This is a genomic window from Rufibacter sp. XAAS-G3-1, assembly GCF_013623775.1.
GTDB lineage: Bacteria > Bacteroidota > Bacteroidia > Cytophagales > Hymenobacteraceae > Nibribacter.
In genome coordinates, this window is the sequence record NZ_JABFAM010000003.1 from 38,031 (window position 1) to 55,032 (window position 17,002).

At 48.9% G+C, this 17,002-nt stretch carries 13 protein-coding genes; 7 read left to right on the top strand and 6 right to left on the bottom strand.

The features are described from left to right. Positions 1-182 precede the first annotated feature (182 nt). Together HHO50_RS01030 and HHO50_RS01035 are read right to left on the bottom strand one after the other, a co-directional pair. Entirely contained in the window at positions 183-5,168 is a 4,986-nt protein-coding gene (locus HHO50_RS01030; RefSeq protein ID WP_181304149.1) for a C25 family cysteine peptidase, read from the bottom strand. A gap of 22 nt (positions 5,169-5,190) precedes the next feature. Beyond that, a complete protein-coding gene (locus tag HHO50_RS01035; protein ID WP_181304150.1) occupies positions 5,191-6,270 on the bottom strand; it encodes a PorV/PorQ family protein in 1,080 nt (359 codons plus the stop codon). Between the two features lie 286 nt (positions 6,271-6,556). Between HHO50_RS01035 and HHO50_RS01040 the strand changes: the two genes are divergently transcribed. After that, positions 6,557-6,895: a PadR family transcriptional regulator gene (locus HHO50_RS01040; protein ID WP_181304151.1), complete on the top strand. Its 339-nt coding sequence runs from the start codon at positions 6,557-6,559 to the stop codon at positions 6,893-6,895. Between the two features lie 2 nt (positions 6,896-6,897). Beyond that, positions 6,898-9,378, top strand: a complete 2,481-nt coding sequence (locus tag HHO50_RS01045) for a GIN domain-containing protein (RefSeq protein ID WP_181304152.1) — start codon at positions 6,898-6,900, stop codon at positions 9,376-9,378. 700 nt (positions 9,379-10,078) lie between these two features. Here HHO50_RS01045 and HHO50_RS01050 read toward each other — a convergent pair. After that, positions 10,079-11,506, bottom strand: coding sequence for a CCA tRNA nucleotidyltransferase (locus HHO50_RS01050; protein WP_181304153.1), 1,428 nt, complete (start codon positions 11,504-11,506; stop codon positions 10,079-10,081). 427 nt (positions 11,507-11,933) lie between these two features. Further along, a complete protein-coding gene (gene mce, locus HHO50_RS01055) occupies positions 11,934-12,332 on the bottom strand; it encodes a methylmalonyl-CoA epimerase (protein ID WP_181304154.1) in 399 nt (132 codons plus the stop codon). Between the two features lie 122 nt (positions 12,333-12,454). Here mce and HHO50_RS01060 point away from each other — a divergent pair, with 122 nt between their 5' ends. The 4 genes from HHO50_RS01060 (at position 12,455) to HHO50_RS01075 (ending at position 14,976) form a co-directional block, all read left to right on the top strand. Beyond that, the gene (locus tag HHO50_RS01060; RefSeq protein ID WP_181304445.1) at positions 12,455-13,666 is read left to right on the top strand and encodes an IscS subfamily cysteine desulfurase; all 1,212 of its coding nucleotides are present in this window, start codon (positions 12,455-12,457) and stop codon (positions 13,664-13,666) included. Between the two features lie 124 nt (positions 13,667-13,790). Beyond that, positions 13,791-14,204, top strand: coding sequence for a Fe-S cluster assembly scaffold IscU (gene iscU / locus HHO50_RS01065; protein WP_181304155.1), 414 nt, complete (start codon positions 13,791-13,793; stop codon positions 14,202-14,204). A gap of 15 nt (positions 14,205-14,219) precedes the next feature. Beyond that, the gene (locus HHO50_RS01070; protein ID WP_181304156.1) at positions 14,220-14,627 is read left to right on the top strand and encodes a hypothetical protein; all 408 of its coding nucleotides are present in this window, start codon (positions 14,220-14,222) and stop codon (positions 14,625-14,627) included. 22 nt (positions 14,628-14,649) lie between these two features. Then, complete coding sequence (locus HHO50_RS01075) at positions 14,650-14,976, top strand: iron-sulfur cluster assembly accessory protein (protein ID WP_181304157.1); 327 nt, start codon at positions 14,650-14,652, stop codon at positions 14,974-14,976. Between the two features lie 391 nt (positions 14,977-15,367). Here HHO50_RS01075 and HHO50_RS01080 read toward each other — a convergent pair whose 3' ends face one another. Both HHO50_RS01080 and HHO50_RS01085 read right to left on the bottom strand, forming a co-directional pair. Then, positions 15,368-15,829 (bottom strand): DUF4440 domain-containing protein, encoded by a 462-nt coding sequence (locus tag HHO50_RS01080; protein WP_181304158.1) that lies wholly within the window; start codon positions 15,827-15,829, stop codon positions 15,368-15,370. Between the two features lie 131 nt (positions 15,830-15,960). Beyond that, entirely contained in the window at positions 15,961-16,491 is a 531-nt protein-coding gene (locus HHO50_RS01085; protein WP_181304159.1) for a YMGG-like glycine zipper-containing protein, read from the bottom strand. A gap of 228 nt (positions 16,492-16,719) precedes the next feature. Between HHO50_RS01085 and HHO50_RS01090 the strand changes: the two genes are divergently transcribed. Next, a complete protein-coding gene (locus HHO50_RS01090) occupies positions 16,720-17,001 on the top strand; it encodes a hypothetical protein (RefSeq protein WP_181304160.1) in 282 nt (93 codons plus the stop codon). Position 17,002 lies beyond the last annotated feature (1 nt).

Genomic DNA, 17,002 nt, shown 5'->3' on the forward strand with positions numbered 1-17,002 from the left:
AAGGCTGTTTTCCCGAAAAGAGCCCCAAAACGCAGCCTTGCAGATCACAAAGACCCCGACCGTTTTCGCTTCTACCCTCATAAAAACAGAGAGGCCTTCTGCCATGGCAGAAGGCCTCTCTGTTTTTATGAGGGTTTCTGTTTTAGGGCCGTTTTTCCCAAACCAACCCTAAAACGAGCATACTACCGCAGAATATAGATTTTGCCGTACCCTTTCTTGAAGGCTTTGTCGCCCGCGGTGTAGCGGTGCTTCGTTTCCTCAGCCCCGCTGTCCATCACCACGCGGTAGAGGTACACGCCATTGGCAAGTCTATCCCCAAACTCATCGGTACCGTCCCAGGCAAATTCAGATACGTTATTTCCTATTTTGATGGGCCCCAGCTCCTCCTTTTGGATCTCCCGGATCACTTTACCCGTCACGGTCATAATCTGCAACTTCATCTTGTCTGGCACGGTGCTTCCGGTCAAGGTAAAGATAAACCTGGTCTTAGACGAGAACGGGTTAGGATACGGATAGAAATTAGAAATAGTGGATTCGTTGATTACCTCGAAATTGACTTTATGCGAGCCCCCAAGTTGATTACCCTTAGCGTCTATCCCCTGCACTTCAAGCGTATAGTTTCCGTTAATCAACTTCTTTGGATTGAACTCTACCCTTAGATCATTTTTATCATCGGCAGGAAACATTCTTACATCTGGGTTACTGCCTAAGAAAATTTCTTCCGCTATTGAAGCACCTGGCTTAGTAAGATACACCCTCATCAATTGGGATTGTTTCACAGCTAATTTACCAGAGTTGTCCTTCAACATGATGCTAATCATGGGACTTGGCGATACGATATCCCCGTCTAAAATGCGAGCCCCGTCAAAGACTACATCTACCACCGGCGGCATTCCATTGTAGGTACCAATCGTAAAAGGAAGCTCCAGGGTATTGTTAAAGTAATTTTGCTCTGGCAAGATCTGCGGATTCACATTGATCCTTATTCTGTTAGTACCGGCCATCCCAACGGTGGAGAAAGCATGTTTGAAGTACACGGTGTCATTCTTTAGCAATGGTTCTGCTTTGAACTCTTGCACCGTTGCGCTTCCGTCTTCTTTAAACAAGGTAGCCCTTACTGTTAGTGAGTCTGTAAAGCCAATATCTGTAATATTTTGAAAAGCATACCGCAGCATCACTTCCCCCCCAGATGCCTGATCAGAAATATTGGTATACTTGTCAATCCCAATCAAATCAGGCCGAAGCACTCCTTCTGGCACTTCATCATAAAGCACCATCCATTCGTTTAAATGCGGGGCTGTCCTATTCTCAATATCTTTTACGGCTAGCTTCAACTTCAAAAACGGATATTGCGCGGTATTAACAGAAGCAAGGTTGAACGTAGGGGAGACATTGCTGTGTATTTTAGTTTCATCTCCGTCCATGGCAATGCCAATCACATCTAACTGGTAGCTGTCTGATGTTTCAGCGGCTAATCTATAATTGAGTTGTTTCCACGCCCGCGCAGGCCCTATGATAGATGAGGTCAGCATTCCCTCACCAGAGGCTGTCTTGATTTGATCCTCCAAAAAAACAGATTGATCAGCTGCCGGTGTAGGATCACCAACCGCAGGCCCTATTTCAGGAACCGTTCCTGCTTTTGCCCCTTTTCTCCCAATGATCGCAAATGGGTCTCCGGTGGTAAGTTGATCAATCAAAGAAGAACCTATGTTTTTGAACTCATTCTTCAGGCTCGTACTCATTGAACTATAAGGAACCTTGCTCATCCCTACCATTGCAACATAATAACCACTAGGTACGCTCTTTAAGAATTCCTCTAGTTTTAACAAGTTCTCAGGACTTCTCAGGTCTCCAAAATGATATGATATTTTAGCTTCTAGGGGCACTCCGCATATCCAAGCCGTACCTGAAGGCATTCCTTTGAAAGGCTCCAAAGTCTTATCATTGAAAACTACCGCCAGTATATTTGGCCTATCTGTGTTACAATCGCTATGAATGGTTCTTACTCCTTCTATATAAATGGAGTAGGGAGGATACCCAAAATGTATATTCCCTCCTACTCCTCTTATCCTTATCGTTTTTGAAATATTCTTGGTAAAGTTGATTCTTTTGTCCTGCTCCTGCCGCTCCATATTCTGCAGGCTTGCCTCAGCCAGCTGAGCAAAATTACTTTGTGACCAACCTGGCGAACTTTCTGGAATGTATCTAAAAGAACTGGTTGCCCATACGGTATCTTCCGGGGCGACTATTTCATTGTTTCTAAATCGCCAGAAATAGACCACGCTATCGCGCTGGGGGGTATTGGCGGGCAACTCTATTTCCCAGACAGGCAAAAGCCCTCCTCCCACTACGCTTGCTTTTTTCCAAGGGCTTTTGAACGTAGCTGTGGTATCTACCTCAAAGTAATACCTAGCAGAAACAGAAGATAAGAGGTTGCTGGATTGCCCTATCAGTTTTACTTTCCTATTTCCTACTATCCCATATTTCTTAGGGGCCAAAGTCACTACGCTGCTCGCAGGCAAAAAGAAATCCAACCTACCGGTATTGTTGCTTTCCTCCAATTCCTGGTGCTTATCATCTGAATCTACCTTAACTTCAAAGTAATTTGCGCCTGGCACTATGACCTTTGAGTCAAAAGTCACTTCAATGGTGTCTCGGTAGTAGACATATGGCACCTCTACAGAATCGGCTTGCAGAAGTTCGCCATTCTCCTGAAAACGCTTTACTCTTATATAAAAAGGTTCATTGACCGCTTTGCCTAAGTTCTTCACATCTACCAGAACAGATAATTTTTCTGAGGCAGCAGACAACGGCCTTCCATCTATAGACTTCAGAGAGATACTACCGTTTGTGATGGCATAATCTGGTTTCTCTGGCCCCACCAATACAACTGCCGGGTCACCTTTCAAATCCATCTGCATCAGCATGGCCGTTACATTATCCCCTCCTATCACATCCATCTGCCTCACTGTTTCCTTATGGATAATACCCATTGGTTTTCCGAAGGTCTCTTTGCTTGCAAAAGCCACTTCATAGAAAGTACGACTAAACACATTGAGTATAGAAGGGTACCCGTAGCTGGTATGTGCCAAAAACAGGATTGCTCCTTTCTCAGGCGTCAGTAACCAATCTTCCCCAAAAGAAGTAGCGGTAGTGGAAACATTTCCGGCATTACACCCATTCATCAAAATCATGGGGTATTTGCCTCTGTTATTGTAACCATATATTGGGTTTGAAACGAATCCAATATCTAAGTCTGAGGCAGTAGAAGAGCTATGCCCGAAGAATGTAATGAGAGACAGGCCGTTATTAAGCTCACTTGACACATTAAGGGCTTCAACATTCTGCGTATTTTCTCTTGCTTTCGTTTTTACATCTGCTCCTAAAAATTGCTTCTCTGCTATGAGTTCATAGTTATTCAGATAAGTCCTAAACTGCTTTCCTTCCGCAACAGTCTGGCCGCCGCCCAAATGAAGAATATTCTTTCTCCATTCAAGGTTCTGGGGCAAGGCTTCATGCGATTTCACCTTGTTTAGATAAGCCATTACATCTGTTGCCGTTTGGGCGGGCAGACGGCCAGTGGCAACTTTAGGAACGTAGTTTCCAACTTCCCAATCAGAAGTAAAGAACACGTCAGACCCTGGAGTACCTCCTACTGGCACCAAATCCTTGAAAGCAAGGGCAGACGGATTCTTTCTAACGTTAACATTATCTGCCTCCAAGCCTTTTCCAAGGATAAACAGATACTCTGGCTTTCCATTCGCTATCATAAACTTCATGTAGCGTCTAATAGCGGCAGATGATTTATCGCCGTAAAAGAACTGGTCATAGAGTTGCCCTACCTCCATCGTAAGCGTATCATACCCGCCACCGGCTGCAGAGGCTCTGTAGGCCGCATAATCCCGGACTGGGTTAGTGGAAGATCCGCTGGGAAGCATAAGGCTTTGGTGCGAGATAATCAGGTAATTAGCCTGGTTACCTGCTACTGATCTGAACTTTACTTCTCTTGCGGGAAGAGGCACCAGGTTTGCCCCAGACCACAAGATTCCATTTTGAAAGGAAGCAGGGAAAACAAATCCTTTTTGCGCCCCTGTTACCGCCCCTGCTATACGCTTTATACTTCCTAGGGCTGTTATGTCATATCCTATTGCATTTGGTACAGTGCTACCTTCAAAGATATAGTAGGAAGGCGTAGATGTGGGTATTGAGGGTTTGAAAGAAAGGCCAGATGAAGTAAGCAGATTCCTTTGAGGATAAACCGTTTTGAAATAAGGTAGCCGGAAACGGGATGCTGCATTTTTAGCCGCTGTGCGGATAACTAATTTTCCATCAGAAAAGAAATCATTTGCCTCTAAGGTAAACTCCTGTCTGATAGCTTCATCATTATTCACCCTTACAGTACCAACTAAGCGCTCTGCCCCACTAGGTGGCCTTACGAAAATATCTATTTCATGATTATTGTTATTGGCTCCGGCAAAAGCTATCTCAATCTTGGGCGCAGGACCGCCACTATGCAGGTTTGTGGCCATATCTGGAAGAGTGTAGGTCCATCCAGCAACAGTACCTCCCGTAAATCCTTCACCTACATCCATCCAAGACATGTAGTTTTCGCCATACCTCTTCCCCCTAGAATATTGTCCATTATCAAAAAATATCTTTTCCTGCATATGCCATGGTTCGGGGGTCAATCCAGTAAGCTCCTGATTATACAGAACCATTCTCTTCCCTCGTACTGTAGACCAAGTCAAGAAATAAGCGGCAGTATCTGTATATAAGCTATAATATGGGTTTAACTGCTGTGTAGGATTTTTATAGAGTTCCCTGTCAAGCGCCCCGTCATTTTGCTCCCCATAAAACTCTATGTAGTCATTGGCATCAAAAGAACCATCGGCCTCCCCTTCCACATGGATGGAGACTTCCTGGCCACGACGGTAAAGCTGGAAATTGCGGGGATCTATGCCATTGATGCCGGCGGCCTCCAGGTATGCTTTGTTTAAACGGTAAATGCCCGTGGTGGGCACTTTCATTTTGTAGTACTTCTGACTGAAGTTAATCCACTCATTTCCGTAGGTGATCTGCTGCCCATAAGCACGTGGCGCAGCACCTAGCAGAGCAAGAGAAACGAAAGCGGTGAAAAGTAAAAATTTAAGATGGTAAGGTGTCTTCATAAGAATAGCTCGTGCACAGAAATCAATCAAAACTATAGGCCAGGGAAACAATCACGGAGGAGACCTGGGAGTTATCTGATACTTTAGATAACGCCAGATCCAGCTGCAAACCACGGGTGGCCACGCCTATGCCAAAATTAGGCTGCACTTTCCAACTACTTTTGCCATCAAGGTCTTCTATTTGCTGCACGTTGTTAAAACCGCCGCGCAGAAACACGGCATTGGCATACCCTACCTCAATGCCCACCCTGGGATCAACTGAAACGACGCCGGTAGAAAGGAGGGTGTTCCTTTCCCCATCTGAGGTAATCTCAAGGTCGGTGGCTACTAGGGCAGAGAACTTGTTCGCGAATTGGAAAGAGCGGCCCACCCCAAGAATCAGGCGGGGAAGGGTTACTTCTATGCTGTTGGCGTTGAAAGACTCCTCATCCTGCAGGTAAGTGGCTTCCAGCTCATCGGGGTTCAGTTTCCAGGCGGTGAAAGTGGTGGTAATGTCTTTGGCCATCAAACCAAACTGCCAGTTGCCCCGGCGCAATTGGGCACCCGCATCAATCCCAAAGCCCCAGGCATTGGCAAACTTCCCTACGTTGCGGTAAATGATTTTGGCGCTGGCCCCTAAGGTAAGGCCGGGGATCAAGTTGCTTTTGCGCGCGTACGAAGCCAGAAAGGCGTAATCTGCCACGGAGAAGAATTCAATGCTGTCATACTGGATGGCACCGTATTCATTCTGCAGGCGCCTGGTATCGGCGATGTCATCTACCCCCACCCGGATGACCGAAAAAGCAAGGGCGCTGGTGGAGTCCAGATTGGTGGCGTAGGAGCCATAATCATTTTTGATGATGCCCGCAAAAAGCTCTGAGTGCATGTACGCCGCATTGTGGCGCTTAGGAAGGCCTACTAACCCGGCCGGATTCCAAAAACCGGCGGTGGCATCCCGCACAATAGCCGATTGCACGCTTCCCATGCCCAGGGCTCTGGCTCCTACCCCAATATTGAGGAACTCATTGCTGTATTTGGGCGCAGAAATATTCTGCGCCTGACCCAGATCAGGAAACAGATAAAAGACAACAAGGAAAAGAATGGGTAACAGTTTTTTCACCATAAAAAATAGGTATACCTCCTCTACAGAAATAACATGTAAATATAAGGCTCTCCCTCTAGATAATAACACTTTCACTAGTGCGGCTATGACATCTGCTGGGGCTATTCTGTTCCAACTTTAATCATATTTCTTCTCGTACCCCCTGCTTCCCCTTCTCTATTTCACTTCTAAGCACTTCCCACCTGCTTTCCTACAGAAACAGGCAACCAAAAATAAATTTTCACAGTACCTTGTTTTACATAGTACCTTAGCTTATATTTGTATCAACAATTCAGACTCACAGACCATGAAAGTAGAAAACACACAAGTGCAGATGCGGAAAGGGATTCTGGAGTACTGCATTCTGGAGATCATCGCCCGCGGCGAGGTCTACGCCTCTGACATGCTAGAGGAGTTGACCGCCGCCAAGATGATTGTAGTGGAGGGGACGCTCTACCCATTACTCACCAGACTGAAGAACGCCGGCCTCTTAGACTACTCCTGGGTGGAATCCACCTCGGGGCCACCCCGCAAGTATTACACCCTCACCGCCACCGGCAGAGAGTTCCTGGAACAGCTCCGCCTTACCTGGCAGGAACTGGTAGACTCCACCACCTTCATCATCAACCGCAAGAAATCCAACTAGCCATGAAAAAGAACATAAGTGTCAACCTGCAAGGCATGATCTTCCATGTGGAGGAAGATGGCTACGAGATGTTGAGCCAGTACCTTGCCGCCATAAAGGGCTACTTCTCCTCTTATGAGGGCCATGAAGAGATTGTGGCCGACATAGAGTCGCGTATCGCGGAGATTTTCTTCGCCCGCCTGAACCCCGGCAAACAGGTCATTACCCGTGATGACGTACTGGCGCTCATTACCCAAATGGGAACCATTGCCGATTTTGAGACGGTGGAAAACGAGGAAACGGAGACTGCCTCTGCCCGGAACCAGGGCAACAACGCTACTTCGCCTCCCTATGCCAACGCCCCCAAGGAGCAAAAACGTCTTTATCGTGACGTGAACCGCAAAGTGTTGGCTGGGGTATCGGCGGGTATTGCCAACTATCTACAGATGGATCCGCTTTGGGTAAGATTGGCCTTCGTGATTATGGTGTTAGGTGTGCCGTTTACGGGAGGGTTTACCTTGTTTGGCGTTATCCTGTATGGTGTTTGCTGGGCTGCCTTGCCCAAGAATGAGTCATTGCCTGATATTGCGGTACGCAAATTCTTCCGTGATCCGGTTGACAAGAAATTGGGCGGAGTGGCTAGTGGTATCGCTATCTATTTCGGGGCAGACGTGGCCATCATCCGGTTGCTGTTCCTGGTTCTGTTTCTGATTGGCGGGTTTGGGCTTATCCCTTACATTATTCTATGGATAGCGGTACCAGAGGCCAAATCTATCACAGAGCGGGTGCAAATGCAGGGAAACCCCGTCACGCTCTCCAGTATAGAAGAATCGGTTAAAAACAACCTGAACATGCGGGACGCTAACGGCCAGGAGAGCACCTTAGCCAAAGTCCTGTTGTTCCCGGTACGGTTGGTGTCACAGGTAATTCAGGCCTTGTCCAGAGTATTTAGCCCTATTCTGGGGTTTCTGGTAACGGCAGTTCGGGTGTTTGCCGGCCTGATGATGATGGTGGTATCCGGGGCCTTTATGGTAGCGCTGTTAACGGCTTTAATGACCGGTTTAGGCATTTTTGACCAGCCAGAGTACATCCAGATTGGGGACATGCCCGCCTCGGCCCTTTTCAAGGCAGTACCCTCCTGGTTAATCTGGGCTGGATTCTTTGCCGGCATCCTTCCGGCGCTGCTTTTGTTCCTGCTGGGGGTGGGTTTACTGGCCAGGCGTTTCCTGCTCAGACCAACCGTAGGCTGGCCCATGTTAGGCCTCTGGCTGATTGCCGTGGCTGCTTTGATCAGCGGTATTGCCTTGACAACCCGCCACTTCCAGGAATCTGGCGAATATACCACCGAGCAATCCTTTCCGGCAGCGCACGATACCATCGTCTTCAACGTCAGAGACACCAACCATAGCTATGGCCACCGCATGGGCGTGCAACTGGAAAGCTATAACGGAACCGAGGTGAAGGTAATCCAGACGTTCAAAGCCAGTGGCCTCAATGAGGAAGATGCCATCAAAAACGCCCGCATGATCACCTACAAAATGGTGCGGCAAGACTCGGTGCTTCGGTTTGATGATGCCTTCACCTTCACTTCCAACGCCATTTTCCGGGATCAGGATCTTGACATCAGAATTCTGATTCCGGAGGGGAAACAGCTTCGGTTCTCTGAGGGCTTCGCCGATCACTTCTCACGTGAGATCACCAACGGGGAGTACAGCTCTGAAGATCTGGCCGGAAACACCTGGCAAATGAAGAATGGCCGCCTGGCTTGCCTCACCTGCAGCGTGGTAGACACCACCGCCAGCCCAACCGTGAAAAGTACTACTGCGGGCCTGGACGATGATTTGGCTGTTTTGAACGATCACTACGCAGGAATCTCCAAGATCTACAACGTGCGTGATTTCTCTGAGATTGATGCCGGAGGCGCTTACCACATCAGGGTTCGGATGTCTTCCCGCCACTTTGTACGGGTAACCGGCACCGAGGAGGAACTGGAAAAACTCCAGCTCCGGGTTCAGGACGGCGTGCTCAAGATCAAACGTGACAGTGAATTCTTCAAACTTTGGGAAGTAGGCAAAAGCCCGGTCTTGATTGAGGTGGAAACCCCAGACTTGTCTCTGGTAGACATCAGCGGAGCCGCCAAAGTGGAGGTGACGGGTTTCAACCCAGAGAACTTCACCATCAAACAATCTGGGGCCAGTGAGATCGCCATCAACATTAGCACCAGCCACCTGGAACTGGAACTAAGCGGGGCTGCCCAAGCCAACCTGAAAGGCCACGCCGACCATCTTTCGGTGGACGGAAGCGGTGCCAGCAAGGTAGAATCAGCGAAACTAATGGCGCAGCGCGCCGAGGTAGACGTAAGCGGCGCCAGCGAAGCCGTGGTGAACGTGCAGGAATACCTCCGCGCCGATGCCAGCGGTGCCAGCACCGTCCATTACCTGGGCGAAGTGCAGCAAGTAGAGATGAACCAATCTGGGGGCTCCCGTGTAAGCCGCCGTAAATAATATCCCGTTTTGAGCCTGTTTTTTAGAAATCAGGCCCAAAACGCCATCACACCAGAGCACTCTTCTCTGGATTTCTTCGAGCTGCTTTGGTTTAAGGAGGACGCGCTTCTGGCAAAGTCCTCCTTTTGTTTCTTATCTTTTTTCACAAAAGAAGCCGGTATTCTGGGGCAAGTTTATGCAGAATCTGCCCCAGAATACCGGCTTCTTTGCGTTTTAAGGCTACTTTTCTGAAAAGGGACTTAAAACGCTGTTGGTTACATCTTGCACTTTAGCTTGAAGGGGGGTGTTGGGTGATTAGCAGGGGCATGGAATATGCTGTTCCCTTGGCTTAGCTGCTTCTTGCGTGGGTGCAAGTGCTGTATTGTTTCATCTTTGGCGGTATGCGCTCACGGCCGCGAGGCCCCGTCTTCCCCTCTCGCACTGCCCTTTCGGCCTGAGAAGTCTGTTCCACTTAGTAGAAGTCTGTCCAGGGCCAAAAGCGAGGCGCGCTCGGGAAAGACTGGAACTGGAAGAAGTAGCAGAAGCGGTGTTGACAGAACCCATAGAGACCAGGCACTGCCGCATTGCTATCCCTTGGCTAATTCCCTCCTCGGAAGGGTAGGGGTAGGTTTTGGCTCTCCACCACCTCCTTCCAAGGCGCATCAATCAATCAATCAATCAATCAATCAATAGGAGCTTAAAATGCAGTTGACATACTTTCTTACTTCACTACCGGTTCCAACCCCAATCTCTTCCCTCTCTCCAGCAAGAACGCAAACGCCTCCTCGTACTCGTTCCGAATCTCTCCTTCCAGAATAGCCTCTGTGATGGCGGTTTTCAGGAGGCCCACTTCTTTGGACGGGGAAATCCCGAAGGTCTGCATGATCAAATCTCCCGTGATGACCGGCTGGAAGTTGCGGAGGCTGTCTTTCTCTTCCACCTCTTTCAGTTTCTGCTCCACCTTTTCAAAGTTCTGCAGGTAGCGTTTTACCTTGTCACTGTTCTTGGAGGTGATATCGGCTTTGCAGAGTTGCATGAGCCGGTCTATGTCGTCTCCGGCCTCAAACAACAGTCTCCTGATGGCCGAATCGGTGACGGTTTCTTTTACCAACGCGATGGGCCTAAGATGGAGCCTTACCAGTTTCTGCACCTGTTTCATGTGGTCGTTGAGCGGCAGGCGCAAATCGGCGAAGATTTTGGGAACCTGGCGGGCGCCGCGGTCCTCGTGGCCGTGGAAGGTCCAGCCTACTTTCTCGTTGTAGCGCTTGGTCTCGGGCTTGGCGATGTCGTGCAGGATGGCGGCCCAGCGCAGCCACAGGTCATCAGAGACTTCGGCCACGTTGTCCAGCACCTGCAGGGTGTGGTAGAAATTGTCTTTGTGCGAGTTCTTGTTGATGGTCTCCACGCCGTGCAATTTCACCATTTTGGGGAAGATGAGGTGCAGCAAACCGGTCTGGAACAACAGCTTGAAACCGTACGACGGCTTTTTGGAGAGCACAATCTTGTTCAGCTCATCCGTGATCCGCTCCTGCGAGACAATCTTGATGCGCTCCCTGTGCTCGCCAATGGCGTCAAAGGTATCGGGGTCAATGTCGAAGTCCAGTTGAGACGCGAACCGGATGGCCCGCATCATGCGCAGCGGATCGTCTGAAAACGTGATGCCCGGCTCCAAGGGTGTTTTCAGGTTTTTGCGCCGAATGTCTTTCATCCCCTCAAAGCGGTCAATCAGCTCCCCGAAACTGCCTTCGTTCAGGCTGATACCCATGGCGTTGATGGTGAAATCGCGGCGGTTCAGGTCATCTTCCAGCGTTCCCTGCTCCACTTCCGGTTTCCGGGAATCTGACCGGTAAGACTCCTTCCGAGCCCCCACAAACTCCACCTCCCAGCCATCCTCGGTCCGCAACATCGCCGTCCCGAAGTTCTTGAACACGGCCACTTTGGGTTTGTTGGGCAATTTACTGGCGACCAATTGTGCCAAATCAATCCCGCTGCCAAGGCACACCACGTCAATGTCTTTGGACGGACGCTTCAAGACCAAGTCCCGCACAAAACCGCCAATGACGTACGCCTCGGTATGCAACTCCTTCGCGGCTTGGGCCACTACGGCAAAAACGGGGTGTTCTGGAAGCGTGATATCCGGGGTAGTCATGGGCAACGGGGTAGTTCTGTTTGTAAACGCAAGAGTTTTCGCCTTCGGCGGGCAAGCTGCAAAGGTACGTGAATGCGTAAGGTTTGGCAAATGCGCGTGTTTTGAGCCTGTTTCTATGGAAACAGCCTCGAAATGGTATTAGCGGAGACACTCGTAGGAGCTGCGCGCACTACGAGGTCTTTCGGGTTGATGACTCTGCTAATTTTCCGTTCACTTTATCTACACTTGGTATCTTTCAGGATAGTGCCACAGCTTCCAAAAGCATTGATTCTCGCATCCCACAACAGGATTTTGATAGCATTTAAAACACCACCTTCCCGCTTGCTCAAAAGACCTCGTAGTGTGCGTAGTTCCTACGAGTGTCTGTGCCAATACCATTTCTTAGCCAAAATCCTGAAAACAGCCTCAAAACGCCTTCAAAGCAAGTTTATCGTATCTCTTGGCACAATTCTACCAGCACGCCGTTGGCCGATTTCGGGTGCACGAAGCACACCAATTTGTTGTCGGCGCCGCGTTTGGGGGCCTCGTTCAGGAGCTGAAAACCATCGGCTTTCAGCCGTTCCATCTCGGCTACAATGTCCTCCACTTCAAAGGCGATGTGGTGGATTCCCTCCCCTTTCTTCTCGATGAACTTGGCAATGGCACTATGGTCGGCGGTAGCCTCCAAGAGTTCAATTTTAGTGTTGCCCACGTGGAAGAAAGACGTGTTTACGGCTTCGCTTTCCACTTTTTCTGCTTTATAAGGCTCCGCGCCTAGCAATTTGGCAAACAACTGATTCGCGTCTTGGCAATTTTTCACGGCAATGCCAATATGTTCTACATGCATACGGTTTATTTAAAGGTATTCTAAGTAATGTTTTTTGTGTATTTTTGCGGGGAAATCAAACTAACTGGAGAGAAAATCTGTTTTTTTGATACCCCACCAAAGGAAAACTATTGACGAAGATGCTGAAATTTCCGATTTATCTAGATAATAATGCCACCACGCCCATGGACCCACGCGTGTTGGAGGCAATGCTGCCATACTTTACCAACCACTTCGGGAACGCCGCGTCCCGGAACCACCCGTTCGGCTGGGCCGCCGAAGAAGCCGTTGACTACGCCCGTGAGCAAATCGCGGCCTTGATCAACTGCAACCCCAAAGAGCTTATCTTCACCTCAGGTGCTACGGAGTCAGACAACCTTGCCATCAAGGGTGTTTTTGAGATGTACGCCTCCAAAGGAAACCATATCATCACGGCCACCACGGAGCACAAAGCGGTGTTGGATACTTGTAAGCACATTGAGAAACTTGGCGGACAGGTAACGTATCTGCAAGTGGACGGCGAAGGCTTAATCAACCTGCAAGAACTGGAAGCGGCCATCACGGACAAGACCATCCTGATTTCCATCATGTATGGTAACAACGAGGTGGGCGTGGTACAACCTATCAGAGAGATTGGTGCCATTGCCAAGAAACACGGCGTGCTGTTCTTCTCAGATGCCACTCAGGCCGTTGGTAAAATTCCGGTGGACGTAGAAGCCGACGGGATTGACCTGATGGCGTTCTCGGGCCACAAGATGTACGGCCCTAAAGGCGTTGGTGCCTTGTACGTGCGCCGCAAAAACCCACGGGTGAAAGTGACTGCCCAGATGGACGGTGGCGGACATGAGCGCGGCATGCGTTCCGGTACCTTGAACGTGCCTGGTATCGTAGGTTTAGGTAAAGCCTGTGAAATCTGCCGCACCGACATGGCCTCTGACACTGCCCGCATCATTGCCATGCGTGACCGCTTAGAGCGCGAGTTGCTGCAAATGGAAGAGTCTTACTTGAACGGAAACAAAGAGAGCCGCCTGCCCCACGTGAGCAACATCTCCTTCAAATATGTAGAGGGCGAAGGCCTGATGATGGGCGTGAAAGACATCGCCGTTTCTTCTGGCTCAGCGTGTACGTCTGCTTCCCTGGAGCCTTCTTACGTGCTCAAAGCCATGGGCATGAGCGATGATTTGGCACACTCTTCCCTGCGTTTCGGCTTAAGCCGTTTCACCACTGAGGAAGAAGTAAACTATGCCATCAATCACGTGAAAGAGGCCGTGACCAAACTTCGTGAACTAAGCCCGCTGTGGGAAATGTTCAAAGAGGGTATTGACCTTGACTCTGTAGAGTGGGCAGAACACTAAGATTTCAATTAGGAATGGGGAATTAAGTAGTAGGAATTACTCGTATCTCATTTAAATACGTATAAACTAGCTACTTAACCCCAATTCTTACTTCATCATTATTAATTCGTAATTAAAAAAGGCTATGGCTTATTCAGATAAAGTAATCGACCATTACAGCAACCCACGCAACGTAGGAACGCTGGACAAATCAAAATCAAACGTGGGTACCGGTTTAGTAGGCGCCCCTGAATGCGGTGACGTAATGCGTCTGCAGATTGAAGTAGATGAGAACCAGGTAATCACCGATGCCAAGTTCAAAACCTTCGGCTGTGGTTCTGCCATTGCTTCTTCTTCGCTGGCCACCGAGTGGTTGAAAGGCAAAACCGTTGACGAGGCTTTGGCCATTGACAACATGGAGATTGTGGAAGAGTTGGCCTTGCCGCCGGTGAAAATTCACTGCTCTGTATTGGCCGAGGACGCTATCAAATCTGCTATCAATGACTACCGCGTGAAAAACGGTCTGGAGCCATTGGTAGAGGCCAAAGCACACCACTAAGATTTCTGCGAGCGCATGGAGGCAACCACCAATGTGCACGTAGAGAGCGCCCGGATTCAGAAGCAGATTGAGGAACACCTGGGCATGGAAGGAAGTCAGCTTTTGTTTGACTTCCGGCCCATGGAAGACCGGATGCGCCTTGATTTGATTACCGTGAACCCGCGGCACCACCAGTCGTTCCTGTTCCATACCGTGACAGGCTATGACAGAGTGGATGCGCTCCGGAAGATGCTGGACTATGTGCGGCAGTCGCGTGACCAACAGAGCTCTTTCACCATCCAATGGGTGGCGCGGGGCGAACGCGAACTGAACACGTCCTACTTCCGGGCGACCAACATGTATGATGCATTGGATAAACTATATTACGGCCGGGACATCAACACCATCACCGTTTTCAGTGTGGTGCTGAACCCAGTTTCCTAAATAAAGAAAGGAGGATACGCGTATGATTACCGTTTCTGATAAAGCAAAAGAAAAAGTAGAAAAGCTGAAGCAAGACTCTAACATAGACGACAGCTTCCGCTTGAGAGCCTCTGTAGCCGGCGGCGGATGCTCCGGTCTGTCCTACAAGCTAGACTTCGATGACGAGGTAAAGCCCATGGACCAGGAATTTGAAGACAAAGGCGTGAAGGTGGTGGTAGACATGAAAAGCTTCCTCTACCTGGCCGGCACCGAGTTGGACTTCTCTGACGGATTGAACGGCAAAGGCTTCTACTTCAACAACCCCAACGCCAGCCGTACCTGCGGCTGCGGCGACAGTTTCTCTGTGTAACCACTCAGAAGTATACCAAGCAAAAAGGCTCCGCGTGCGGAGCCTTTTTGCTTTTAAGGCTGTTTTCATGCAAACAGCCCTAAAACGATTTTTCCATTGTTGTGCGTAGCCTCTGACTACGCCACTGCCGGACGGCCAATCTCCTGATTGGCGAAACCAGGAAGCTGAAGATTGCGAACCGTTTCCGGCCTGTTTCCTTGTAAAAACCTTCAAAACACATGAACTTCTTCTTAACGCCAATCGGGAGATTGGCTGTCCGGTAAGCGCGTAGAGCGCTGCCGCTAACTCTACGCACAACACCTATTGGCAATAACTATCTGCTTAGCCCATCAAACGGAAAAAGGCTTGAAGATTTGTCTTCAAGCCTTTTCCTAATTAACTAAGTGGAAGTTTATCTGGCTACTTGTACCGGATGGTCTTCTAACTGGGCATAGTGAAGCTTCCAAGCACCTTTGTCATTTTTTTTCCAGAGCAGCAGGAAGTTACCTTCGCCTTCACCCTTGGGTAGTTGACGGTCAGAAGGAATTACGTCTACGGTGAAGGTACCACCTTCAAAGGCAATGTTTTCATCGGCCCCGGAGCTTACCGGGAATATTCTCAGGTTCTCAATGGTTCCCATGGTTTCCCGAACCCATTTCTGAGAAACCTCAGATCTGCCGCTGTAGTGCACCTCACCTTGCACAAAGTGTGCATCTTCGGCAAAGAGCGTATCCAATTGGGCCGAGTTTCTGCTGTTCCAGGCACCTATAAACTGTTGGTTCAGTTGCTGCACATTTACTGCTTCCTTTTTTTCTTCTTTGGTACAGGAGAAAAGGAACAGCGCGAACACGAACATGACAAGTGACGATTTCATACTTTCAGAATTTAGTGAATCAATAAACCACATACTCGTTTTAATATTAGAAGTTTCAAATATTTTAGACTTCTAATAAGAAAGCCCAAGCACGGGGCTTGGGCTTTCCATAGCAGGCTACTGCCCAGTGCTTACCAGCTTTTTCTTCTGTACTCAGAATCAGCGTACGGCTTTGAATAGTCACCGTAGTGCTCGTTGGGCAGGAAGGAAAGGTTAGACATGCTCATGATCTGCGGCTGCCCGGCGGTGTAGCCGGTGTACGCCATGGTAGCCGGCGCGGCAACTAGCGCAGATTTAGCCACAGACGTTGATTTCTTGGCGGTAGAACCCGCTGATCTGTTAGAGGAGCTATAGGCATAAGCTCTGTTAGCGGCAACGGTTCTGTTGAACTCGGCTTCTTCCGCAGCAGCTCTTTTCTTTTTCTTATTCTCCACTATTTTACCAACCCCGTAGCCGGCGGCACCCCCAACAACACCTCCTACTACCCCGCCTACAACCCGGTTACGTTTGTTGATGATGGCACCTGCCGCAGCACCAGTACCAGCCCCAATCACCGCACCTTTGGCTTGCGGGCTCCATTTTTTTCTTTCCTGCGCTTGGGCATTGTTGAAAGCAACAGTCACTAAGAACATCAAGGCGAATATTAAGCTTAGCTTTTTCATGTTAGTACTTTTTAGAGTTCGTAAAGTTTCTCTCTTATGATTTCCACCTTTTCAACTACCGTGCCAAAAAGAGAATTGCCTAATCAAAACTTTTAGGCCTGTTTTTATCAGTTTTCAGCAAAACATGCTGGAAGAAACCCCTTATTCCCATCATTAGGCACAAGAACGGATTTTGTAATATTTAGATACATTAAATTTTAACAATATATTGAATTATCAATTCATTCAATGGAAAGAAGCACCGCAGAGCTCTGCCAAGGGGTGAGCATTGCTCAAGTAGTTGAATTTAACCCGCAAGCTCCTATCTGGTTAAGCAATAGAGTGTTTCCCCAAACCGGGCAGAAAACAAACCAATGGTTTAAGCGCATGTTTACATTTCATCTTTGCAACCTCAAATTTAAACGTGCTCTAAATGGCCAGTTCTGTTTAGAGCCTCTTTTTCAGAAAACAGCCTCAAAACAGCCTCCTCTTCTCTGCCGCCCCTTCCCTAAAACCTGTTATCTTTACTAAC